Genomic DNA, 21658 nt, shown 5'->3' on the forward strand with positions numbered 1-21658 from the left:
CGGCGAGTATAGCGCCAGCGCTTTTATCTGGACCGCCGACAGTCCTGTTTGCACGGTGATTTTGCAAGCGGCTTTTACAGTGCTTGCGCCACGCGCTCGGCAATAGCCAGGCTGGCGGTAAGCCCAGGCGATTCGATGCCGAACAGGTTGACCAGGCCTGGCAGGCCGTGCTCCTTGGCCGTTTGGATAAGGAAGTCGGCGGCCGGTTCCCCGGGGCCTGCGAGTTTCGCCCGGATACCGCTGTAGCCCGGCAACAGGCGTGCGCTGTCGAGACTCGGGAAGTAGCGGCGGATGGCGCTGGCGAACGGCTCGCGCAGGTTTTCGTCGACCTGATAGTCGAGCTGCGTGAGGTACTGGGTGTCCGGGCCGAAGCGCAGCTGGCCGCCGAGATCCAGGGTGGCGTGGATGCCGAGGCCGGCGCTGTTGGCTTCCGGCATGGGGTAGATCAGGTGCCGGAAGGGCGAGCGGCCGCTGTAGCTGAAGTAGCGGCCCTGGCACAGGTGCAGCGGAGGTACGTTCTGCAGCCCTTGGGTTTGCCTGGCCAGCTGCTGGGCGAATAGGCCGCCGGCATTGATCACTCGCTGGGCTTTGAGCTGGAACGGCTCGCCGTTGCTCTGGCCGCTGGCTATCCAGCCAGCGCCGTCTGCTTCGAGCTGTTCGACGCGGGTGTGCAGAACCAACTGCGCGCCGCGATGCTCGGCTGCGGCCAACAACGATTGCAGGTAGGTGTGGCTGTCGATAATCCCGGTGCTCGGCGAGAGCAGGGCGCAGCTGCCGCGTACCGCCGGTTCCAGCGTTTGCAGCTGGGTTTGGCTGAGGCGCTGCAGGTCGTGCACGCCGCAGGCTTCGGCGTTTTCGTGGAGCTGTTCGAGCCTGGCGATTTCTGCGTTTTCCACCGCCACCAGCAGCTTGCCCAGTTGCCGGTGCGCCACCTGGTGTGTGCGGCACCAGGCATATAGCCGCTCGCGGCCTTCCAGGCACAGTTCGGCCTTGAGCGAGCCGGGGGTGTAGTAGATGCCGGCGTGGATCACCTCGGAGTTGCGGCTGGAACTGTGGCTGCCGATCAGGCTTTCTGCCTCGACTATCAGGGTGCTCTGACCCGACCTGGCCAGGCGCGCGGCACAGGCCAGGCCGAGGGCTCCCGCGCCGATAATCAGGGTATCGATACTGTCCATGGCGTTGTCGGTGCTGCGGGTTGACGAGTTAGGTGGGGAGCATAACAAGAACCTGTGAGGTGGCCATAAACGTCGCGGCGCAGGGTTAGCCTTTGATCATTCTCTCGCGACAGCTGTCGCTTACTGCAGCCGATGGCGGTCGTGGAGAAAGCTCAGTACCGCGCGGCGGCAGCGGTTGTACTCGTGATCGTCGGCCAGGGCGATGCGATCGCGCGGGCGCGGCAGGTCGACGCTGAGGATTTCGCCGATGGTGGCCGAGGGGCCGTTGGTCATCATCACGATGCGATCCGACAGCAGCACCGCCTCGTCGACATCGTGGGTGATCATCATCATGGTGTTGCCCAGCTCTGCCTGGATGCGCATCACCTCGTCCTGCAGGTGGGCGCGGGTGAGGGCGTCGAGGGCACCGAAGGGTTCGTCGAGCAGCAGCACCTTGGGCTTCATCGCCAGGGCGCGGGCGATGCCGACGCGTTGCTTCATGCCGCCGGAAATCTCCTGGGGGTACTTGTCCAGGGCGTGGCCCATGCTCACCAGCTTGAGATTGTGCTCGATCCACTCGCGGCGCTCGGCCTTGCTCATGCTGCGCTTGAACACCTTGTTGACCGCCACTTCGACGTTTTCGAACACCGTCAGCCAGGGCAGCAGCGAGTGGTTCTGGAACACCATGCCGCGGTCCGGGCCGGGGCCGCTGACTTCCTTGCCGTCGAGGATGACCACCCCGAGGCTGGGGTCGAGCAGGCCGGCGACGATATTCAGCACCGTCGACTTGCCGCAGCCGGAGTGGCCGATGATCGAGATAAATTCGCCCTTGTCGATGCGCAGGTTGATGTTCTTCAGCACCTGGGAGGCCAGGTTGCCGCGCACGAAGCTTTTGTCCAGTTGTTCGATGGAGAGGTAGCTCATGTCCGAATCCTCAGGCGGCGGGGATGCCGCGGGTGATGCGCCGGCCGGCGAAGGCCACCAGACGGTCGAGGAAGAAGCCGACCACGCCGATATAGACGAGGGCGAGAATGATGTCGCTGATGCGTGAGGCGTTCCAGGCATCCCAGATGAAGAAGCCGATACCGACCCCGCCGATCAGCATTTCCGCGGCGATGATCGCCAGCCACGACAGGCCGACCCCGATGCGCAGGCCGGTGAAGATGTAGGGTGCAGCGGCCGGCAGCATGATGATGCGGAAGTACTCCCAGGCATTCAGCTGGATCACCTGGGCGACGTTGCGGTAGTCCTGGGGAATATTACGGATGCCCACCGAGGTGTTGATGATGATCGGCCAGATCGCAGTGATAAAGATCACGAAGATCGCCGACGGATGGCTGTCCTGAAAACCCGCCAGGGACAGCGGCAGCCAGGCCAGCGGCGGCACGGTGCGCAGCACCTGGAACAGCGGGTCGAGGCCGCGCATGGCCCAGTCCGACTGGCCGATCAGCACGCCGAGGGCGACGCCGGCCGCCACTGCCAGCAGATAACCCACCGCCACCCGTTGCAGGCTGGCCAGCAGTTGCCAGGCCAGGCCGACATCGTTGCCGCCGTTGTCGTAGAAGGGATCGACGATCAACTCCCAGGTGTCGCTGAGCACCTGGGAAGGTGGCGGCAGGGCTGCACCGGCACCCGAGCAGAGCATTTCCCAGATCAGCCCGAGCACCAGCAGGATCACCAGCGGTGGCAGCAGATCCTGCAGCAGGGTCTGCTGCAGGCGTGTGCCGATACGGCTAAGCCGCGAGGGTGTGGCTGGTGTTGTCGGGCTGGCCACGGCGGCGGGTTCGATTTTTACGTTGGCGTTCATCGGGTGTCTCCTCGCAGGCGGTGCATGGCGGTCAGGCCATGGCCTTGATGGTCAGGCTGTCCAGATAGGCTTGCGGGTTTTCGGGGTCGAACACCTTGCCGTCGAAGAAGGTCTCGACGCCGCGCGAGGTCGAGGCGGGAATCTGTTCGGCTGGCAGGCTCAGGGCGGCGGCGGCGGCGCGCCAGATATCCTCGCGGTTGACCTGGGCGATCAGTGCCTGGCTGTCGAAATCGGCCGGCAGGTAGCCCCAGCGCTTGTTCTCGGTGAGGAACCAGAGGTCGTGGCTCTGGAAGGGGTAGGAGGCGAAGTCGTCCCAGTAGCGCATCTGTTCTGGATGGTTCTCCACCACCTTGCCGGTGCCGTAGGCGAAGTTGCCCTTCATGCGGTCGACGATGTCGGCATAAGGCGCGCCGATCCAGCGCCGCTGCGAGCAGATCTTCGCCACTTCTTCCTTGTTTTCCGGCTTCTCGCAGTACATCTGCGCTTCCATGATCGCCATTGTCAGGGCCTGGGCGGCCTTGGGGTTGGCGGCGACGTAATCGCTGCGCAGGGCGAAGGATTTTTCCGGATGGTTGTGCCACAGCTCGCCGGTGGTGTTGGCCGTGTAGCCGATCTTCTGGTTGATCAGCTGGGCGTTCCACGGCTCGCAGACGCAGAAGGTGTCCATGCTGCCGACTTTCATGTTGGCGACCATCTGCGCTGGCGGCACCACGATGGTGTTGATGTCGCTGTTCGGATTGATGCCGCCGGCTGCCAGCCAGTAGCGCATCCACAAGTCATGGGTGCCGCCGGGGAAGGTCATGGCCGCACTGACCTTTTTGCCACTGGCTTTCTTGGCTTCCAGAGCCGCCTTGAATGGCGTGCTGTCGACGCCGATTTTCAGGTCGCGGTATTCCTCGCCCACCGAGATGCATTGGCCGGCCAGGTTGAGGCGGGCGAGGATGGAAATCGGTACCGGCTGGTTGTTCGGCGTGACAATGCCGGCGCTGATCAGGTAAGGCATGGGGGTGAGGATATGGCCGCCGTCGATGCCGTTCTTCGCCGAGCCGAGCACCAGGTTGTCGCGGGTGGTGCCCCAGGACGATTGCTTGAGCACCTCGACCTCGGTCATGCCGTATTTGGCGAAAAAGCCTTTCTCGGCGGCGACAAACAGCGGCGCGGCATCGGTCAGGGCGATAAAGCCGAGTTTGGCCTTGGTGGTTTCCACATCCGTGCCGGCGGCCCAGGCGCTGGACGACAGGCCGAGCGGCATGCCGCCGAGCAGGGCGATACCGCTGGCGGCGACTATCGACTGTTTCAGGAAGCGCCGGCGCGAGGCCATCAGTACGCTGTTGCTGTCGTCATTGCTCGGCTTGTCGGTCATGGTTCGGTTTCCTCTGGGCGAAAAAAAACGATGTCACGCCGACCGGCTGAGCCGGGGGCGTGGACATCGTTGTCCGGATTAAATTGTGGTGCTCGGCATTGCTGCCAGGCTTGTTCTAGCCATAGCGAAAGCCGTGCCAGGATCTAGGTAATGTTTTCGCGTATGCCGTTTCGGGTCGGTCGCGCCTGTCAGATCAATGGTTTGCATTGCCCGGCCAGGCGAGCGTGGTGTTCGTTCGCCCTGGCCTGGCGCTGTGCTGAAGGGGTACCGCGGCATGCGGTGGTGCACGTTCGCAGTGCGTGGCTTCTGGCGTGTGCCTGAGTTCAGTGCTTTTGTCGGGGGCTGGCCGTGGGTAGCTCGGCGTTGAGTGCCAACAGGCGCTGGGCCACCTCGTCCAGACGCAGGCCCTGGTTCATCGCCGTCTGGCGCAGCCGGGCATAGGCTTCGCTTTCGCTGCAGCCCTGCTGCTTGATCAGCAACTGCTTGGCGCGTTCCACCAGCTTGCGCTCGTCCAGGGCCTGGCGCGCTTCCCGTAGTTCGTCGTGCATGCCCTGCAGGCGCTGGGTCTGGCTCTGCAGCAGATCCAGAGTCGAGCGCGCCAGGTTAGTGCTTTGGCCTTCTTCGGCCGGGCTGTCGCGGTCGCTGCTGGGCACGCTGAACAGCCTGGCCTGCTCGGCGGCGGCATGCATATCGCTGAGGCCGTCGAGCAGACGGCGGTGGTTGTGCAGGTCGTGACGAACGCGCTGCATGCTCTGCTGGCAGCCGTGCAGCAGATCCTGCTCCAGGCAGGTTTCCACGCTTTTCATCGCGTCGATACGGGCGGTGTGCAGTTCGAACCAGAGTTCGCCGAGCTGGCAGTCGACCCGGGCGTCGGCGTGGGTGCGCCGGGCGATCTCGCGCAGACGGCAGGCCTGGGCGTTGCTGGGGCTGGCGCAGAGGCTGTGCCAGAGCTCCAGGGCCGCCGGGCTGGCGAAGCGGCCGAAGGTCACGAAGCTGCGCTCCTGGCACTCCAGCAGGTGTTCCAGGCGCTCGAGCATCTCGGCTGTGAAGTAGCCGCTGGCGAAGCCGGCGACGCCCAGGGCGCGCTCCTGGCCGGCGAGTTCCTTGCCCTGCATAAAGTTGAACAGCGCCACCAGGCTGCGGGTGATGGCGGGGTCGATGGCGGTATCGGCGGCCTCGAAGACCACCGCCAGCAGGCCGCCGATCAGCCGTACCAGGGCGGCGGTGGCGTCCTGCATGCTGATCCGGTGTTCGCGAATCTTGCGGCGCAGCGCCGGCAGCTCGTCGAGGCTATGCAGGGCATAGGCGATGCGGGTGAACAGGCGGGTCTTGTCGGCCGAGCCGAGGCCGTTCTGATCAATGCGTTCGAGGTCGTCGCGGACCTGGCGTTCCAGGCTGTCGGCGGCCTGGCTCAGGCCGTCCAGCTGCAGGCGCTGGTGCGGGGCGTTGCCGCTCAGGTAGAGGTTGGAGTAGCCGCGTTCTTTTTGCAGGGCATGCACCAGCTGGCTGATGCGGGTCACCAGCTCACAGGTCTGCGCCAGGTCTTCCAGGCCGAGCAACTCGCTGCGCCGGGCCGCTAGCATAAAGCGCAGGGTGGCCGGCATTTTCCGCTCATGCATGATCGCCGCCTCGGCAGGGCAAATATCCGGACGTCTGCAAGATGCAGTCCAGGCGGCGGGGTGCGTATCCCCAGGGCGGCTTTGCCCCTATAATGGCAGCCTTTTTCCGCGAGCAATTTCTGGAGCTGGTGATGGCCGAACGTACGGCTTCCGTCGAACGCAACACCCTGGAGACCCAGATCAAGGTCTCGATCAATCTGGATGGTACCGGCAAGGCCAAGTTCGATATTGGCGTGCCGTTCCTCGAACACATGCTCGATCAGATTGCCCGTCACGGCCTGATCGACCTGGATATCCAGTGCAAGGGCGACCTGCATATCGACGATCACCACACCGTGGAAGACGTCGGCATCACCCTCGGCCAGGCGTTCACCAAAGCCATCGGCGACAAGAAGGGCATGACCCGCTACGGCCATTCCTATGTGCCGCTGGACGAAGCGTTGTCGCGCGTGGTCATCGACTTCTCCGGCCGTCCTGGGCTGCAGATGCATGTGCCATTCACCCGTGCGGTGGTGGGCGGCTTTGATGTGGACCTGTTCCAGGAGTTCTTCCAGGGCTTCGTCAATCACGCCCTGGTCAGCCTGCATATCGACAACTTGCGTGGCACCAACACCCACCACCAGATCGAAACGGTGTTCAAGGCCTTCGGCCGCGCCCTGCGTATGGCCGTCGAGCTGGACCCGCGTATGGCCGGGCAGATGCCGTCGACCAAGGGCGTGCTCTGATGCAGACGGTCGCGGTTATCGACTACGGCATGGGCAACCTGCATTCGGTGGCCAAGGCTCTCGAACATGTGGGTGCCGGCAAGGTGCTGGTGACCAGCGATGCCCAGGTGATTCGCGAAGCCGACCGGGTGGTATTCCCCGGCGTCGGCGCGATTCGCGACTGCATGGCCGAGATCAAGCGTCTGGGTTTCGACAGCCTGGTGCGTGAAGTCAGCCAGGACCGGCCGTTTCTCGGCATCTGCGTGGGCATGCAGGCCTTGCTCGAACGCAGCGAAGAGAACGACGGGGTCGACTGCATCGGTCTGTTCCCCGGCCAGGTGCGCTTCTTCGGCAAGGATATGGTCGAAGACGGCGAGCCGCTGAAGGTGCCGCATATGGGCTGGAATGAAGTGAGTCAGGCGGTCAAGCACCCGCTGTGGCACGACATTCCCGATATGGCGCGCTTCTACTTCGTGCACAGCTATTACATCGAAGCCGGCAAGCCGCAGCAGGTGGTCGGTCGCGGCCATTACGGCAAGGACTTCGCCGCAGCCCTGGCCGAGGGTTCGCGCTTCGCCGTGCAGTTCCACCCGGAGAAGAGCCATACCCATGGCCTGCAGCTGCTGCAGAACTTCGCCGCCTGGGATGGCCGCTGGTAAATGAGCCGGGCCAAGCAGAAACCGCCACTGATGACCCTGAGCACCGAGCAGGAACGTGACGCCTGCCTGGTGCTCAAGCGTTTTATGGCCGAGCGCTTCGAGCTTGAGCTGGGCAGCTTCGAGGCCGCCGAAGTGCTGGAGTTGTTTGCCCGCGAGATTGCACCGCACTACTACAACCGGGCGATTTTCGATGTACAGACTCACCTGAAAGAACGGTTCGAGAGCATCGAAAGCGACCTCTGGGCGCTGGAAAAGAGCTGACCCACCGAATTCACACGACTTGAGCAGGTTCAACCGATGCTGATTATCCCCGCTATCGATCTGAAGGACGGCGCTTGCGTGCGTCTGCGCCAGGGCCGCATGGAAGACTCCACGGTGTTCTCCGAAGACCCGGTGAGCATGGCCGCCAAGTGGGTTGAGGGCGGCTGCCGTCGCTTGCACCTGGTCGACCTCAACGGTGCCTTCGAAGGCCAGCCGGTCAACGGCGAGGTGGTCACCGCCATCGCCAAGCGTTACCCGACTCTGCCGATCCAGATCGGCGGCGGCATCCGCACCCTGGAAACCATCGAGCACTATGTGCGTGCCGGTGTCAGCTACGTGATTATTGGCACCAAGGCGGTGAAAGATCCGCAATTCGTCACCGACGCCTGCAAGGCCTTCCCCGGCAAGGTGATCGTCGGTCTGGATGCCAAGGATGGCTTCGTCGCCACCGACGGCTGGGCTGAAGTGTCGACGGTGCAGGCCACCGATCTGGCCAAGCGTTTCGAGGCTGACGGCGTATCCGCCATCGTTTATACCGATATCGCCAAAGACGGCATGATGCAGGGTTGCAACGTCGAGGCCACCGCCGCCCTGGCCGCCGCCAGCCGGATTCCGGTGATCGCCTCCGGCGGTATCCACAACCTCAGTGATATCGAGAAGCTGCTGCTGGCCCGTTCGCCGGGCATTATCGGTGCCATCACCGGCCGTGCCATCTATGAAGGCACCCTGGATGTGGCCGAGGCTCAGGCCTTCTGCGATAACTTCAAGGGCTGACGCGGGGCGACCTGCACGGTTTTGGCGGTGCGCGCGGCCTCGGCGGCCCCGCGACACACTACGGGAATACTTCTTATGGCACTGGCAAAACGCATTATCCCCTGCCTCGACGTGGACAACGGCCGCGTGGTCAAGGGCGTGCAGTTCGAGAACATTCGCGATGCCGGCGATCCGGTGGAGATCGCCCGCCGTTACGACGAGCAGGGTGCCGACGAGATCACCTTTCTCGATATCACCGCCAGCGTTGACGGCCGTGACACCACCCTGCATACGGTCGAACGCATGGCCAGTCAGGTGTTTATTCCCCTGACCGTCGGTGGCGGTGTGCGCACCGTGCAGGATATCCGCAACCTGCTCAATGCCGGCGCGGACAAGGTCTCGATCAACACCGCGGCGGTGTTTACCCCGGAGTTCGTCGGCGAGGCCGCGTCGCGCTTCGGTTCGCAGTGCATCGTCGTGGCCATCGATGCCAAGAAAGTCTCCAAGCCGGGTGAAACCCCGCGCTGGGAAATCTTCACCCACGGTGGGCGCAAACCCACCGGCCTGGATGCCGTGCTCTGGGCGAAGAAGATGGAAGACCTCGGTGCCGGCGAAATCCTCCTGACCAGCATGGATCAGGACGGCGTAAAAAGCGGCTATGACCTCGGCGTGACCCGCGCCATCAGCGAAATGGTCGGCATCCCGGTGATCGCCTCCGGCGGCGTCGGCAACCTTGAGCACCTGGCTGCCGGCATCCTCGAAGGCAAGGCGGCGGCAGTGCTGGCCGCGAGCATCTTCCACTTCGGCGAATACACAGTGCCGGAAGCCAAGGCCTACCTGGCCAGTCGCGGCATAGTCGTACGCTGAATGGGCTGGCCCGGCTCAGCTTGAGTACGGGTCGACAGCAGCTTGCCGCCCATTTGGTTAGAGTATGCGGCCGTGCCCGTGGCCCGACCCTATATACCCACCCGCGACCGATCGGTCGTTTTCAGGCTGCAAAGTCTAGGCCTGGTGGACGCTGCTGGTTATGCTGCGCCCCAGTCCGGCCTTAATGGAAAGAGAGTTGCTATGTTCAGATCCCTGTCGATTGCGCTATTGGCTGCAGGCTGGTTGTTGGCCGCCAGCGCCCAGGCCGAAGTTCCCGACGACTACCGGATGGTGCTGCTGACGGAGAATTTCCCGCCCTACAACATGGCGATCAACGGCAAGAACTTCGCCCAGGAAGACAATATCGATGGCATTGCCGCGGATATCATTCGCGAAATGTTCAAGCGTGCCGAAATTCAGTACAACCTGACCCTGCGTTTCCCCTGGGACCGGATCTACAAGCTGGCCCTGGAAAAACCCGGCTATGGGGTGTTCGTCACCGCCCGTTTGCCCGAGCGGGAAAACCTGTTCAAGTGGGTCGGCCCGATCGGTCCGGACGACTGGGTACTGCTCGGCCGCAGCGATAGTACTATCAGCCTGAGCAGCCTGGACGATGCCAAGCAGTACAAGGTCGGTGCCTACAAGGGCGATGCGATTGCCGAGTACCTGGTGGAGAAGGGCCTGGAGCCGATCACCGCCCTGCGCGACCAGGAAAACGCCAAGAAACTGATGGCCGGGCAGATCGACCTGTGGGCCAGCGGCGACCCCGCCGGACGTTACCTGGCGAAACAGGAAGGCATCAGTGGGCTGAAAACCATCCTGCGCTTCGACAGCGCGGAACTCTTCCTGGCCCTCAACAAGGAGGTGCCGGATGAAGTGGTACAGAAGCTGCAAGCTGAACTGGACAAGATGCGCAGCGAAGGTTTTGTCGACGAGATCTTGAGCAATTATCTGTAATGCGAAAAACCGGCGGGGCAGCCACAAGCCGGCTCGCGGTCAGGGATGGTTGACGTCAAGTCGCCTGGCATCCGCCCGAGCAGGGATGCCGCTAGCCATAATCACAAATTTTGCGAGCGGGAAGACCTATGTTGAAAACGATAAAAAGCAGTCTGTTGTTCGGCCTTGTCCTTAGCGCCTTTGCCGCCCACGCCGAGTTGCCGGCCGACTATAAAGTGGTGCTGCTGACGGAAAATTTCCCGCCGTTCAATATGTCGGTGGATGACAAGAACTTTGCCCGCGATGACGGCATCGACGGCATCAGCGCCGAAGTGGTGCGGGCAATGTTCAAGCGCGCCAATATCGATTACAGCCTGAGCCTGCGCTTCCCCTGGGATCGCCTGTACCGCCTGACCCTGGACAAGCCCAACTATGGCCTGTTCTCCACCACCTTCACCCCCGAGCGGCAGCCGCTGTTCAAGTGGGTCGGGCCGCTGGCCAAGACCAGCTGGGTGTTGCTCGCCGCGCCCGGCAATAACCTCAGCGTGGCCAGCCTGAAAGAGGCGGCGCAGTATCAGGTCGGGGCCTACAAGAACGATGCGGTCAGCCAGCACCTGGAAAGCCAGGGGCTCAAGCCGATCAATGCCCTGCGCGATCAGGAGAACATCAAGAAGCTGATCTCCGGCAAGATCGACCTGTGGGCCACCACCGACCCGGTGGGGCGTTACCTGGCCAAGCAGGATGGCGTCAGCGGCCTGACCACGGTGCTGCGTTTCAACGAGGCCGAGCTGTACCTGGCGCTGAACAAGGACACCCCGGACGAGGTGATCGAGCGTCTGCAGAAAGCCCTGGATGAGCTGCGCGCCGAAGGCTTTATCGAAGAGATGACCAATAACTACCTGTAGTTGTTGGTTGGTATAAAAAAGCCCGGCCTTGAGCGATCAAGGTCGGGCTTTTTGTATAGCGTAGCGGTTAGGTTGTGAAGAGCAGTTTGTAGGCGTGGTGTGTGCCCCATTCCATGGCCGCGATCGCGGTTTCGCGGGCATGGGTTAGGCACGCCGCCGCTCCTAAGGTGCAGGCGTTACCCCGTAGGGTGCGCCGTGCGCACCAAGAAACCACCGCCTGTTCCGGCTGAATACAAGGCGCACCCTACTATTAGCGAGTCTGTAGCCCAGAAAAAGCCCAGCCTTGAGTGATCAAGGCCGGGCTTTTTGCCGCTTGGTGCGGGTCTGGGCTGGCGTTAATCGCCGCGGGTAACGTTCAGGCCCTTGAGCAGGTTGAGGGCCTGGCTCAGCTGGTAGTCGTCGTCCTGGGGGCGCGCCGGGGTGGCGGTCTTGCTCTTGCTCGGCTTGTCCGCGCCGCCATTGCCGTTGCCCAGGTGACCTTGCAGGTCGGCTTCCTTGATGCCCGACTCATCCTGCTCGCGGGTCAGCTTGGCGCGCGCCACCTCGATGTCCGGGACTATGCCCTGGGCCTGGATCGAGCGGCCGTTGGGGGTGTAGTAGAGCGCGGTGGTGAGCTTGAGGGCGCGGTCGTTGTTCAGCGGCAGTACGGTCTGCACCGAGCCCTTGCCGAAGCTGTCGGTGCCCATCAGTACGCCGCGCTTGTGATCCTGCAGCGCGCCGGCAACGATCTCCGAAGCCGAGGCGCTGCCGCCATTGATCAGTACCACCAGGGGTACGCCTTCGCTGGCGTCGGCCGGGTCGGCGGAGAAGCGCAGTTCGGAGTTGGCGATACGCCCTTCTGTGTAGACGATCAGGCCCTTTTTGAGGAAGTGGTCGGACACCTCGACTGCGGCCTGCAGTACGCCGCCGGGGTTGTTACGCAGATCCAGGACCAGGCCGCGGAGCTTCTTGCCATTGTCCTTGCGCAGCTTGTTCAGCGCCTTGCCGACTTCTTCGCCGGTGTTGACCTGGAACTGGGTGATGCGCACATAGCCGTAGCCGTCGTCGAGCAGTTGGCTCTTGACGCTTCTGACCTTGATCACCGCGCGGGTCAGCTCAACGTCGAAGGGTTTACCACCTTCGCGCACCAGGCGGAGGGTGATCTTGCTGCCGGCCTTGCCGCGCATCTGGTCCACCGCTTCCATCAGCGACAGGCCCTTGGTCGGCTTGCCATCGATCTTGATGATCAGGTCGCCGGGCTGGATGCCCGCGGCCGAGGCCGGGGTGTCGTCGATGGGCGATACCACCTTGATAAAGCCGTCTTCGGTGCCGACCTCGATGCCGAGGCCGCCGAACTCGCCGCTGGTGCTTTCCTGCAGGTCGCGGAAGGCTTCCGGCTCCAGGTAGGCGGAGTGCGGGTCGAGGTTGCTGAGCATGCCCTTGATGGCATTTTCCAGCAGGGTCTTGTCGCTTACCGGTTCGACATAGGCCGATTTGATCCGGTCCATCACCTCGGCGAAGGTGCGCAGATCCTCAAGGGGCAGGGGCGCGCTGTCGTTCGCGGTGGCTGGTGGCGGCGCTGCATCGGCCAGGGCCAGTGAGGCATGGCCCAGCAGGCTGGCGGCCAGCGCGAGAGCGGTGAGGCGGAACAAATGCGGCATATCGAACTTACTCCTGTCCTGAAACGGTAAACGCGGCGTCTTGCAACCACCGACTATCCCTGTGTGCGGCACCATTGGGCGGGGTCGCTGGGGCGGCCCTGCTGGCGAATTGCGAAATACAGTGCCGGGGTTTCCTGGCCGCCACTGTTGCCGACCGTGGCGATGGGGTCCCCCGCGGCGACCATATCGCCGGCGTCTTTAAGCAGACTCTGGTTGTGCCCGTACAGGCTCAGATAACCGTTGCCATGGTCGAGAATGACCAGAAGCCCGGAACCGCGCAACCAGTCGGCGAAGACCACGCGGCCGCCATGCACGGCGCGCACCTGGCTGCCGGCAGAGGCACCGATAAGGACGCCGTCCCACTTGGTTCGAGCGTCGCCGCCGCGCGGAGTGCCGTAACGCGCCACCAGACGACCATCCACGGGCCAGGGCAGCTTGCCCCGAGCCTTGGCGAACGGTCCGCCAACGCTGGCTCCCGAACTGACCTGCGGACCGCTGGCGGCCGCCGCCGGCGCATTGATGCGGGGCTGTTCGCGGGCGGCGAGCAGGGCGCGCTGGCGCGCGGCTTCGGCTTCGCGGGCCTGGCGGGCGAGGGTTTCTTCGATGGTTTTCAGCACTCGGGCGAATTGTGCCTGGTCGCGCTCGCGGGCCTTGAGTTTGCGGTCGCGGGCGGAAAATTCGCTGTTCAGCTTGGCCAGGGCCTGCTGGCGTTCCTTGCGTACCACGGCGAGTTGCTGGTGCTGGACGTCCAGCGCGCTTTTCTGTTCCTGCAGCTGGGCCTGCTGGTTGGCGATGTCCAGCTCGATATTGGCCAGTTGTCGCAGGGTCTCGTTGAAGCCGTTGAGCTGCTCCATACGGGCTTCGCTGAGGTAATCGTAATAGCTCAGGGTGCGCGAGAACTTTTCCGGGTTCTGCTGGTTGAGCAGCAGCTTGACGTATTCCTGACGACCGCTCTGGTAGGCGGCGCGAGCCTGGATGCCGATCAGTCGCTGTTGCTCAAGGCGCGCGCCTTCGAGTTTTTTTTTCTCGCTGTCGAGACGCTGAATCTCTTCCTGAGTCTTTTTCAGGTCGTCCTGCAGGCCCTTGACCTGCTTTTCCAGCTGGCCCAGCTCGCTTTCGGTTTTTTTCAGGTCCTTCTGCACGCCGGATTTCTCCAGTTGCAGCTTCTCCAGCAGTTTCTTCAGCTCGGCGACATCGCCGCGGGCGGCTTCCAGTTGCTTCTGGGCGTCGGCTTTTTCGTCGGCGAAGGCAGGCGCAAACAGGACAGTCAGGAAAATCAGGGCAAGGGCGCGAAACATGGGGCGGGCGGCACCTGGAACGGAGACGTGCCTAGTATGCCTAAAAAATGGCCGGGAGCCATTTTTAACGTCGCGTAGCGACGGCCCAAAGGGTGGTCGCCAGGGATGGTAGGCCATAAAAATGGCCGGGAGCCATGGTTAACGTCGCGCAGCGACGGCCCGTAGGGTGGCCGCCATGGATGGCGTGGCCATAGAAAACCAGGCGCAAGCTGCAAGTCATGAGCGCCAAGCTCTGGCACGGGGCGACCCGCTGGGGTCGGCCCGCTGGGGGCGACCCGTGCCGCGTGTGGCTTCAGTCCAGCTCGATAATGCTGGTGCCGGTCATCTGTGGCGGGATCGGCAGGCCCATCAGGGTCAGCAGGGTCGGAGCCACGTCGGCCAGGACGCCGCCTTCGCGGATGTGCGCGGGGCGCTTGCCGACATAGATAAACGGCACCGGCTCACAGGTGTGGGCGGTGTGGGCCTGGCCGGTGCTGTCGTCTTCCATCTGCTCGACGTTGCCGTGGTCGGCGGTGATCAGCGCCTCGCCACCGACCTTGTCGAGTGCCTCGACGATACGGCCGACGCAGCTGTCCAGGCATTCCACTGCCTTGACCGCGGCGCTGAACACACCGGTATGGCCGACCATATCGCCGTTGGCGTAGTTGACCACTATCACGTCATAACGCTGGTTTTCGATGGCATCGACGATACGGTCGGTGACTTCGGGGGCGCTCATTTCGGGCTGCAGGTCGTAGGTGGCGACGTTCGGCGAGGGGATCAGGATGCGTTCTTCGCCTTCGAACGGCTCTTCGCGGCCGCCGGAGAAGAAGAAGGTGACGTGGGCGTACTTCTCGGTCTCGGCGATGCGCAGCTGGGTCTTGCCGTTGTTCGCCAGGTATTCACCCAGCACGTTGGTCAGGGCTTCCGGCTTGTAGGCGCTGGGAGCGGGGATGCTGGCGGCGTACTGGGTGAGCATGACGAAGTCGGCCAGTTGCGGCACCCGCGCGCGGGGGAATTCCTTGAAGTCGGGCTCGACGAAGCAGCGGGTCAGTTCGCGGGCACGGTCGGCGCGGAAGTTCATAAAGACCACGGCGTCGCCGTCTTCGACTTTCACTGGTGCACCGATGCTGGTGGCCTTGACGAATTCGTCGCTCTCGTCACGGGCGTAGGCGGCCTGCAGGCCTTCCACGGCAGTGCTGGCGTTGAACTGGCTCTGGCCCTCGACGATCAGGTGGTAGGCCTGTTCGACGCGGTCCCAGCGGTTGTCGCGGTCCATTGCGAAGTAGCGGCCTATCAGGCTGGCGATGCGGCCCTTGCCCAATTTGGTGAAGGCGGCGTCGAGCAGTTCGATGGCGCTCTGGGCGCTGCGCGGCGGGGTGTCGCGGCCGTCGAGAAATGCGTGCAGGTAGATCTTCTCCGCGCCGCGCCGGGCGGCCAGTTCGGCCATGGCCACCAGGTGGTCCTGGTGACTGTGCACGCCGCCATCGGAGAGCAGGCCGAGGATATGCACGGCCTTGCCGGCGGTCACGGCCTTGTCCACCGCGGCGGTGATCACTGGGTTGTCGAAAAATTCGCCGTCGCGGATGGCTTTGGTCACCCGGGTGAAGTCCTGATACACCACGCGGCCGGCCCCGAGGTTCATGTGGCCAACCTCGGAGTTGCCCATCTGCCCGTCTGGCAGGCCCACATCCATGCCGCTGCCGGAGATCAGGCCGTGGGGGCGGGTGGCGCGCAAATGATCGTAGACGGGCGTGTTGGCGGCCATGATGGCGTTGGCTTCAGGGTTGTCGCTATGGCCGAAGCCATCGAGGATGATCAGTACCAGGGGTTTGGGCGTTGCGCTCATAAAACTGGTTCGCTCTGGGTCGATGGGCGGAAAACAAGGTCGGGCATTTTACGGCCAAGCGCTCTGGGCGTCACTGCCGGGCGGGGGTTTGGCCGACCTGTGGGGCTGTGTATACTGGCCCACATTTTACCGTCCCGGAACCGCGCAATGCTTGCCAACCTGATTGAATTTGTCACGACCCACTATGTTCTGAGCGCAATGTTCCTCAGCCTGCTTGCACTGCTGGCCTTCACCGAGGCCCGTAAAGGCGGGCAGAGCCTGAGCAGCCGCGAGTTGACCGCGCTGATCAACAGTGAGCAGGGCCTGATACTCGACGTGCGTGGGCAGAAGGATTTCTCCGCCGGGCATATCGTCGGTGCCCTGCATATTCCCTATGAAAAGGTCGCCAGCCGGATTGCCGAGCTGGAGAAGCACAAGGCCAAGACCCTGATCGTGGTCGATGCCATGGGCCAGCATGCCGGCGCGGTCAGCCGTGACCTGAAAAAGGCCGGTTACAAGGCGGCCAAGCTGTCGGGCGGGATTGCCAGCTGGCGCGGCGACAACCTGCCGCTGGTGAAGTGATATGCCGGCCGTAGTGATTTATTCCAGCGACTGGTGCCCCTACTGCATCCGCGCCAAGCAATTGCTGGCGAAAAAGGGGGTGGCTTTCGACGAGATCAAGGTCGATGGCCAGCCTGACGTGCGTGCCGAGATGACCCGCAAGGCGCGGCAGACCTCGGTACCGCAGATCTGGATCGGCACCACCCATGTGGGTGGCTGCGACGATCTTTATGCCCTGGAGCGCGCCGGCAAGCTCGACGCGCTGCTGCAGGCTTAATTCAATATCCAAACGATAAACAAGAAGGCTTTGCCATGACTGAACAAGCTAGCAACGGCGCCGCTCAGGGCGAACAGAACCCACAGTTCTCCCTGCAACGTATCTACGTGCGCGATCTGTCCTTCGAAGCACCGAAGAGCCCGGAGATCTTCCGTCAGGAGTGGACGCCGAGCGTGGCCATGGACCTCAATACTCGGCAGAAGACCCTCGATGGCGACTTCCATGAAGTGGTGCTGACCCTCTCGGTAACCGTGAAGAATGGCGAAGAAACCGCCTTTATCGCCGAAGTGCAGCAGGCCGGCATCTTCCTGATCAAGGGGCTGGACGCCGCCTCCATGAGCCACACCCTGGGTGCGTTCTGCCCGAATATCCTCTTCCCCTACGCCCGCGAAACCCTCGACAGCCTGGTAGTACGTGGCTCCTTCCCGGCGCTTATGCTGGCCCCGGTGAATTTTGACGCACTCTATGCGCAAGAGCTGCAGCGTATTCAGCAGGCTCAGGCAGGCGAGGCGGCAACGGCTCACTAAGCTAAGCGCCGCTGGATAAAAACGCCCTTCGGGGCGTTTTTTGTGGCTGTGCACCCGCCAGGTATTGCATCAAGTGTTACGGGCAACCGGTCTTGAAAAGGTTCGGAGGTGGCTTGGTGCGCACGGCGCACCCTACTGAGCCCCGTAGGGTGCGCTGTGCGCACCAGGGCTCTGCGGCTGCCCCAGGTGAGCACGGCCTAGGTTGCCCCGACGGCAGGCCGCCGGGCATGCGGCGTTGCTGCCCCATTTTTATTGGAGGGATAGCCAGTCTGTCTCAACTGGTGGGTTACGGCGCAACGGATCTATGTGGCAGCAGATAATCCGTGGCCTTGCGCCTAACCCACCCTACGCCTCGGCAAAACCCTGCTGACGCCAGGCCTCATAGACCGCCACGGCGACGGTGTTGGACAGGTTAAGGCTGCGGCAGCCCTCGCGCATGGGCAGGCGCAGGCGCTGTTCGGGCGGCAGGCTGTCGCGGATCTCCTGGGGCAGGCCACGGCTTTCCGGGCCGAACAGAAAGGCGTCGCCGGGTTGGTAGCTGACCTGATGGAAGGGCTGCGAGCCCTTGGTGGTAAAGGCGAAGAGCCGCGGCTGGCCGAGGCTTTCCAGGCAGCTGGGCAGGTCGGCGTGGCGCTGCAGGCTGGCGTACTCGTGGTAGTCGAGGCCGGCGCGGCGCAGGCGCTTGTCATCCAGCTCGAAGCCCAGGGGCTCGATCAGGTGCAGGTGGCAGCCGCTGTTGGCGCAGAGCCTGATAATGTTGCCGGTATTCGGTGGAATTTCCGGTTGAAAGAGGATCACGTGAAACATGCGCGGCTCCGAGTGTGAAGACCAGCAGCATTCTACAGACCCGCGGCCGCGTCCGTGGGCGCGCGTGATCGCCTCCCTGGCGCTGTTCGGTCTATTGCTCGGCCTGATGATCGGTCGGCTGTTTCAGCCCGAGCCGCTCTGGCTCAAGCAGGTGGAGGTGCGCGAGGGGGTACTCGAGCTGTGGTTCAACGTCGAACCTGTGCCGCGCGAAGAGCATGCGGCGGGGGTGTTCAACCTGCGTCTGCAGAGTTTTGGCCGGGAACAGCAAGGCCAGCTGCAGGTGCAGGGGCGGCTGGCCAATTGGCGTTTGCAGCGGGAAAGGAAGGATCTGCTGTTGCGTGTGGTGGCGGCCCGTCCGCTGCGCGGCGAATGGCGCGCTGAGGAGGTGGACGGGCGCTGGCGGCTGACGGTCAGCCTGGTGCATGAATAAAAGAGGGGAATCCCCGGCCTGCCTGTACCAAGGTCCCCGAAACTGGGATTACTAGAGTCTATGCAGACTGTGTGCCAGTTTTATTACGATGCCTGCAGGCCCTGCAAATACTGGGCTTCAGCCTTTTGTTCGGACCTTTCAGTGAGTCGTCGGGTGAACCTTGGCGGTGCAGCGTGCGCAGATGGTGCATTGTCACGGCGCAAATTCATTGAGATGAAACTCGGGCAAGTGCGGCGCGATTCGGGGGGGGGCAGGGGATTCGTAGGAAATGCCCCGTCGTCCAGACGCCGCGCTGTCGCGCAGCAAACTGGGGGCAATTGCGTCTTTCGGCTTGCAGGTACCTGTAGGAGCGGGCCATGCCCGCGATGACTTTGCCGGGCATGCCCTATTCGCGGCCATGGGCCGCTCCTACGTTCTGCGAGACTTGCGTCCGAGCGTAGGGTCTACGCATTGCGTTGGGTTGGGCCAGGCCTGCGAGGCGGCACCGCCGCAGGCTGGCGCATAGATAGGGGGCTATGCGCCAGCCTGGATGCACTGCGGGGTTATCCAGCGGCTGGGGGCGGCTTAGTCGTCGCCTTCTTCGTCGTCGCCGCCGATATTCATGCCCAGTTCCTTGATCTTGCGGGTCAGGGTGTTGCGGCCCCAGCCCAGCAGCACGGCGGCGTCGCGACGGCGGCCGGCGGTGTGCTTGAGGGCGGTCTCGATCATGATCCGCTCGAATGCCGGTACGGCGCTGTCGAGCAGGTTCGACTGGCCGCGGCCCAGGGCCTGGTCGGCCCAGTGGCGCAGGGCCTGTTCCCAGTTGCTGATCGGTGCGCTGTCCTGGGGCTGGCTGAGCAGCTCCGGCGGCAGGTCGTCGACATGCACTTCGCGCCCGGAGGCCATCACCGTGATCCAGCGGCAGGTGTTCTCCAGCTGGCGCACGTTGCCGGGCCAGGGCAGCTGCTGCAGATAGTCTTCGGTTTCGTTCTTCAGCAGTTTCGGTTCGACCGCCAGCTCCAGGGCGGCGCGGCTGAGGAAGTGGCGGGCCAGGGTGGGGATGTCCTCGCGGCGGTCGGCCAGGCGCGGGATATGGATGCGGATCACGTTGAGGCGGTGGAACAGGTCTTCGCGGAACTTGCCGGCCTGCACCAGTGTTTCCAGGTTCTGGTGGGTGGCGGCGATGATGCGCACGTCGACCTTGACCGGGGTATGGCCGCCGACCCGGTAGAACTCGCCGTCGGCCAGCACGCGCAGCAGGCGGGTCTGGGTGTCGGCCGGCATATCGCCGATCTCGTCGAGAAACAGGGTGCCGCCGTCGGCCTGCTCGAAGCGCCCGCGACGCAGGTTGGCCGCGCCGGTAAAGGCCCCTTTCTCATGGCCGAACAGCTCGGACTCCATCAGGTCCTTGGGGATCGCCGCCATATTCAGGGCGATAAAGGGCGAGGCGGCGCGCGGACTGTGGCGGTGCAGGGCGTGGGCCACCAGCTCCTTGCCGGTGCCGGACTCGCCGTTGATCAGCACGGTGATATTGGAATGGCTGAGGCGGCCGATGGCGCGGAACACCTCCTGCATCGCCGGCGCTTCGCCGATGATCTCCGGCGTGCGCGCCAGCTCCACCGGTGCGGCCAGGCCCTGCTGTTCCTGGGCGTGCTGGTTGGCGCGCTTGACCAGGGAGACGGCCTCATCGACATCGAAGGGCTTGGGCAGATACTCGAAGGCACCGCCCTGGTAGCTGGCGACCGCGCTGTCGAGGTCGGAATGGGCGGTCATGATGATCACCGGCAGGCGCGGGTGCAGTTCGCGGATGCGCGCCAGCAGCTCCAGGCCACTGGCACCGGGCATGCGGATATCCGAGATGATCACGTCCGGCTGCTGACGTACCAGGCGGCTGAGCACGCCGTCGGCGCTGTCGAAGCTCTGCGTGGTCATGCCTTCCTGTTGCAGGGCTTTTTCCAGTACCCAGCGGATGGAACGGTCGTCATCGACGATCCAGACGGTTTCACTGCGACTCATGACGGAGTTACTCCTTGTTCCAGCGGCAGGAAGATCGAGAACACGGTATGGCCGGGATGGCTCTCGCACTCGATCAGACCTTGGTGCTGACTAATGATGTTCTGGGTAATCGCCAGGCCCAGGCCGGTGCCGTCGGCACGCCCGCTGACCATGGGATAGAAGATGGTTTCCTGCAGCTCGACCGGGATGCCCGGGCCGTTGTCGATGATCTCGATCTTGGTCACCAGACGATGGCGGATATGGCCGATGGTGAACTGGCGCAGGGTGCGGGTGCGCAGGGTGATGCGGCCCAGGCGCAGTTCGTTCTGCCCGCCTATGGCCTGCATGGCGTTGCGCACGATATTGAGCACGGCCTGGATCATTTGCTCGCGGTCGATCAGTACGTCGGGGATGCTCGGGTCGTAGTCACGCACCAGGGTGATGCTGCCCTGGCTTTCGGCCTCCACCAGGCTGCCGACCCGCTCCAGCACTTCATGCACGTTGGTCATCGCCAGGGACGGCAGCTTGTTCGAGCCGAGCATGCGGTCGACCAGATTACGCAGGCGGTCGGCCTCCTCGATGATCACGTTGGTGTAGTCCTTGAGGCTTTCCTCGGGCAGTTCACGTGCCAGCAGCTGCGCCGCACCGCGGATGCCGCCCAGGGGGTTCTTGATCTCGTGGGCCAGGCCGCGCACCAGCAGTTTGGTGGTTTCCTGCTTGGACAGTTGCGCCTCTTCCTTGGTGATGCGCAGGAGGCGGTCGCGTGGGTGCACTTCCAGCAGCAGCAGGGTCTCGCCCTTGTTGAACAGCGGGGTCACGGCATAGTCGACCGTCAGGGTCTGGCCGCTGACCGAAGTCAGTACGGCTTCGCGCTTGTTGAACGGGTGGGCATGGTCGACGGCCTGGCGCAGGGCACCGAGGGCCTCCGCCGATTCGGTAAAAAGTTCGCTGATAAATTGCCCGTGGCTGCGCTGGCCACTGACGGCCAGGAGCATCTCCGCCGCCGGGTTCATGTACTCAAGGCGCAATTCGGCGTTAAGCAGCAGTGTGGCGGTGGTCAGGTTGTCGAGTAACAGGCGGTGCAATGCGTCGTTGATGATCATAGGTAAGGTCTGCCGACGTTTCGCTGCGGGCCGCAAAGCGGCGGCCAATGCTGCGGGAAAATGCAAGAAGCAAACCAAAGCCCTGAAAAGAAGCGTGTTTAAGTGCGATGCCTCGGCTTATGGCTGCTTTTCGGCGCAGTAGGGTCGCCATGCGCGACCCAAAACAGGGAGAGTATAGAAATAGCCTGGCCTTGCTGCACCGTGTT

General features: G+C 63.5%; 22 protein-coding genes. 11 read left to right on the forward strand and 11 right to left on the reverse strand.

The features are described 5' to 3' along the window. Window positions 1-74: 74 nt before the first annotated feature. The 5 genes from WMW70_RS01310 to WMW70_RS01330 form a co-directional block, all read right to left on the reverse strand. Window positions 75-1175, reverse strand: a complete 1101-nt coding sequence (locus WMW70_RS01310; RefSeq protein ID WP_341435718.1) for an NAD(P)/FAD-dependent oxidoreductase — start codon at window positions 1173-1175, stop codon at window positions 75-77. A gap of 120 nt (window positions 1176-1295) precedes the next feature. Next, window positions 1296-2078: an ABC transporter ATP-binding protein gene (locus WMW70_RS01315; protein WP_341435719.1), complete on the reverse strand. Its 783-nt coding sequence runs from the start codon at window positions 2076-2078 to the stop codon at window positions 1296-1298. Window positions 2079-2088: 10 nt separating this feature from the next. Then, complete coding sequence (ntrB, locus tag WMW70_RS01320; RefSeq protein WP_341435720.1) at window positions 2089-2961, reverse strand: nitrate ABC transporter permease; 873 nt, start codon at window positions 2959-2961, stop codon at window positions 2089-2091. Window positions 2962-2992: 31 nt separating this feature from the next. Then, complete coding sequence (locus tag WMW70_RS01325; RefSeq protein ID WP_341435721.1) at window positions 2993-4324, reverse strand: CmpA/NrtA family ABC transporter substrate-binding protein; 1332 nt, start codon at window positions 4322-4324, stop codon at window positions 2993-2995. 323 nt (window positions 4325-4647) lie between these two features. Beyond that, on the reverse strand, window positions 4648-5943 hold the full coding sequence (locus tag WMW70_RS01330) for a nitrate- and nitrite sensing domain-containing protein (protein WP_341435722.1): 1296 nt from the start codon (window positions 5941-5943) through the stop codon (window positions 4648-4650). A gap of 131 nt (window positions 5944-6074) precedes the next feature. Between WMW70_RS01330 and hisB the strand changes: the two genes are divergently transcribed. The 7 genes from hisB (at window position 6075) to WMW70_RS01365 (ending at window position 11028) form a co-directional block, all read left to right on the forward strand. Further along, window positions 6075-6668: an imidazoleglycerol-phosphate dehydratase HisB gene (gene hisB / locus WMW70_RS01335; RefSeq protein ID WP_341435723.1), complete on the forward strand. Its 594-nt coding sequence runs from the start codon at window positions 6075-6077 to the stop codon at window positions 6666-6668. Next, on the forward strand, window positions 6668-7306 hold the full coding sequence (gene hisH, locus WMW70_RS01340; protein ID WP_341435724.1) for an imidazole glycerol phosphate synthase subunit HisH: 639 nt from the start codon (window positions 6668-6670) through the stop codon (window positions 7304-7306). Before hisB ends, hisH begins: the two co-directional genes overlap by 1 nt. Then, window positions 7307-7567 (forward strand): DUF2164 domain-containing protein, encoded by a 261-nt coding sequence (locus WMW70_RS01345; RefSeq protein ID WP_341435725.1) that lies wholly within the window; start codon window positions 7307-7309, stop codon window positions 7565-7567. Between the two features lie 36 nt (window positions 7568-7603). Beyond that, entirely contained in the window at window positions 7604-8341 is a 738-nt protein-coding gene (gene hisA, locus WMW70_RS01350; RefSeq protein WP_341435726.1) for a 1-(5-phosphoribosyl)-5-[(5-phosphoribosylamino)methylideneamino]imidazole-4-carboxamide isomerase, read from the forward strand. A 75-nt stretch (window positions 8342-8416) separates the two neighbouring features. Next, complete coding sequence (gene hisF, locus WMW70_RS01355) at window positions 8417-9187, forward strand: imidazole glycerol phosphate synthase subunit HisF (RefSeq protein ID WP_341435727.1); 771 nt, start codon at window positions 8417-8419, stop codon at window positions 9185-9187. 201 nt (window positions 9188-9388) lie between these two features. Continuing rightward, window positions 9389-10144, forward strand: a complete 756-nt coding sequence (locus WMW70_RS01360; protein ID WP_341435728.1) for a substrate-binding periplasmic protein — start codon at window positions 9389-9391, stop codon at window positions 10142-10144. A 128-nt stretch (window positions 10145-10272) separates the two neighbouring features. After that, window positions 10273-11028, forward strand: coding sequence for a substrate-binding periplasmic protein (locus WMW70_RS01365; RefSeq protein WP_341435729.1), 756 nt, complete (start codon window positions 10273-10275; stop codon window positions 11026-11028). Window positions 11029-11363: 335 nt separating this feature from the next. Here the strand turns inward: WMW70_RS01365 and WMW70_RS01370 are convergent, their stop codons facing one another. The 3 genes from WMW70_RS01370 to gpmI form a co-directional block, all read right to left on the reverse strand. Continuing rightward, a complete protein-coding gene (locus WMW70_RS01370) occupies window positions 11364-12668 on the reverse strand; it encodes a S41 family peptidase (protein ID WP_341435730.1) in 1305 nt (434 codons plus the stop codon). A 53-nt stretch (window positions 12669-12721) separates the two neighbouring features. Further along, window positions 12722-13966 carry a murein hydrolase activator EnvC family protein gene (locus WMW70_RS01375; RefSeq protein WP_341435731.1) on the reverse strand — a complete coding sequence of 415 codons (1245 nt, stop codon included), beginning with the start codon at window positions 13964-13966 and terminating at the stop codon, window positions 12722-12724. 292 nt (window positions 13967-14258) lie between these two features. Continuing rightward, window positions 14259-15794 (reverse strand): 2,3-bisphosphoglycerate-independent phosphoglycerate mutase, encoded by a 1536-nt coding sequence (gpmI, locus tag WMW70_RS01380; protein ID WP_341435732.1) that lies wholly within the window; start codon window positions 15792-15794, stop codon window positions 14259-14261. A 147-nt stretch (window positions 15795-15941) separates the two neighbouring features. Between gpmI and WMW70_RS01385 the strand changes: the two genes are divergently transcribed. From WMW70_RS01385 to secB, 3 genes are read left to right on the forward strand one after another with little or no spacing between them, the layout of a single operon-like run. Continuing rightward, window positions 15942-16355 (forward strand): rhodanese-like domain-containing protein, encoded by a 414-nt coding sequence (locus WMW70_RS01385; protein WP_341435733.1) that lies wholly within the window; start codon window positions 15942-15944, stop codon window positions 16353-16355. 1 nt (window position 16356) lies between these two features. After that, entirely contained in the window at window positions 16357-16611 is a 255-nt protein-coding gene (grxC, locus tag WMW70_RS01390; RefSeq protein ID WP_341435734.1) for a glutaredoxin 3, read from the forward strand. A 35-nt stretch (window positions 16612-16646) separates the two neighbouring features. Further along, entirely contained in the window at window positions 16647-17138 is a 492-nt protein-coding gene (gene secB, locus WMW70_RS01395; RefSeq protein ID WP_325505565.1) for a protein-export chaperone SecB, read from the forward strand. A gap of 345 nt (window positions 17139-17483) precedes the next feature. On the opposite strand, the gene trmL is transcribed toward secB, so the two are convergent. Then, entirely contained in the window at window positions 17484-17945 is a 462-nt protein-coding gene (gene trmL / locus WMW70_RS01400) for a tRNA (uridine(34)/cytosine(34)/5-carboxymethylaminomethyluridine(34)-2'-O)-methyltransferase TrmL (protein WP_341435735.1), read from the reverse strand. Between trmL and WMW70_RS01405 the strand changes: the two genes are divergently transcribed. Then, a complete protein-coding gene (locus tag WMW70_RS01405; protein ID WP_341435736.1) occupies window positions 17944-18375 on the forward strand; it encodes a hypothetical protein in 432 nt (143 codons plus the stop codon). The genes trmL and WMW70_RS01405 overlap by 2 nt on opposite strands. Before the next feature lie 564 nt (window positions 18376-18939). On the opposite strand, the gene ntrC is transcribed toward WMW70_RS01405, so the two are convergent. Together ntrC and glnL are read right to left on the reverse strand one after the other, a co-directional pair. Beyond that, the gene (gene ntrC / locus WMW70_RS01410) at window positions 18940-20370 is read right to left on the reverse strand and encodes a nitrogen regulation protein NR(I) (RefSeq protein ID WP_341435737.1); all 1431 of its coding nucleotides are present in this window, start codon (window positions 20368-20370) and stop codon (window positions 18940-18942) included. Beyond that, complete coding sequence (gene glnL, locus WMW70_RS01415; protein ID WP_445942087.1) at window positions 20367-21452, reverse strand: nitrogen regulation protein NR(II); 1086 nt, start codon at window positions 21450-21452, stop codon at window positions 20367-20369. Before glnL ends, ntrC begins: the two co-directional genes overlap by 4 nt. Between the last annotated feature and the right edge of the window lie 206 nt (window positions 21453-21658).

Origin of the sequence: Pseudomonas sp. XK-1, assembly GCF_038069885.1 — a bacterium.
Taxonomy (GTDB): domain Bacteria; phylum Pseudomonadota; class Gammaproteobacteria; order Pseudomonadales; family Pseudomonadaceae; genus Aquipseudomonas.

Bases quoted from the DNA above. Each gene is read 5' to 3' on its own strand.
- WMW70_RS01310 (WP_341435718.1), bottom strand. From the start codon at position 1,175: ATGGACAGTATCGATACCCTGATTATCGGCGCGGGAGCCCTCGGCCTG.
- WMW70_RS01315 (WP_341435719.1), bottom strand. From the start codon at position 2,078: ATGAGCTACCTCTCCATCGAACAACTGGACAAAAGCTTCGTGCGCGGC.
- ntrB (WP_341435720.1), bottom strand. From the start codon at position 2,961: ATGAACGCCAACGTAAAAATCGAACCCGCCGCCGTGGCCAGCCCGACA.
- WMW70_RS01325 (WP_341435721.1), bottom strand. From the start codon at position 4,324: ATGACCGACAAGCCGAGCAATGACGACAGCAACAGCGTACTGATGGCC.
- WMW70_RS01330 (WP_341435722.1), bottom strand. From the start codon at position 5,943: ATGCATGAGCGGAAAATGCCGGCCACCCTGCGCTTTATGCTAGCGGCC.
- hisB (WP_341435723.1), top strand. From the start codon at position 6,075: ATGGCCGAACGTACGGCTTCCGTCGAACGCAACACCCTGGAGACCCAG.
- hisH (WP_341435724.1), top strand. From the start codon at position 6,668: ATGCAGACGGTCGCGGTTATCGACTACGGCATGGGCAACCTGCATTCG.
- WMW70_RS01345 (WP_341435725.1), top strand. From the start codon at position 7,307: ATGAGCCGGGCCAAGCAGAAACCGCCACTGATGACCCTGAGCACCGAG.
- hisA (WP_341435726.1), top strand. From the start codon at position 7,604: ATGCTGATTATCCCCGCTATCGATCTGAAGGACGGCGCTTGCGTGCGT.
- hisF (WP_341435727.1), top strand. From the start codon at position 8,417: ATGGCACTGGCAAAACGCATTATCCCCTGCCTCGACGTGGACAACGGC.
- WMW70_RS01360 (WP_341435728.1), top strand. From the start codon at position 9,389: ATGTTCAGATCCCTGTCGATTGCGCTATTGGCTGCAGGCTGGTTGTTG.
- WMW70_RS01365 (WP_341435729.1), top strand. From the start codon at position 10,273: ATGTTGAAAACGATAAAAAGCAGTCTGTTGTTCGGCCTTGTCCTTAGC.
- WMW70_RS01370 (WP_341435730.1), bottom strand. From the start codon at position 12,668: ATGCCGCATTTGTTCCGCCTCACCGCTCTCGCGCTGGCCGCCAGCCTG.
- WMW70_RS01375 (WP_341435731.1), bottom strand. From the start codon at position 13,966: ATGTTTCGCGCCCTTGCCCTGATTTTCCTGACTGTCCTGTTTGCGCCT.
- gpmI (WP_341435732.1), bottom strand. From the start codon at position 15,794: ATGAGCGCAACGCCCAAACCCCTGGTACTGATCATCCTCGATGGCTTC.
- WMW70_RS01385 (WP_341435733.1), top strand. From the start codon at position 15,942: ATGCTTGCCAACCTGATTGAATTTGTCACGACCCACTATGTTCTGAGC.
- grxC (WP_341435734.1), top strand. From the start codon at position 16,357: ATGCCGGCCGTAGTGATTTATTCCAGCGACTGGTGCCCCTACTGCATC.
- secB (WP_325505565.1), top strand. From the start codon at position 16,647: ATGACTGAACAAGCTAGCAACGGCGCCGCTCAGGGCGAACAGAACCCA.
- WMW70_RS01405 (WP_341435736.1), top strand. From the start codon at position 17,944: ATGCGCGGCTCCGAGTGTGAAGACCAGCAGCATTCTACAGACCCGCGG.
- trmL (WP_341435735.1), bottom strand. From the start codon at position 17,945: ATGTTTCACGTGATCCTCTTTCAACCGGAAATTCCACCGAATACCGGC.
- ntrC (WP_341435737.1), bottom strand. From the start codon at position 20,370: ATGAGTCGCAGTGAAACCGTCTGGATCGTCGATGACGACCGTTCCATC.
- glnL (WP_445942087.1), bottom strand. From the start codon at position 21,452: ATGATCATCAACGACGCATTGCACCGCCTGTTACTCGACAACCTGACC.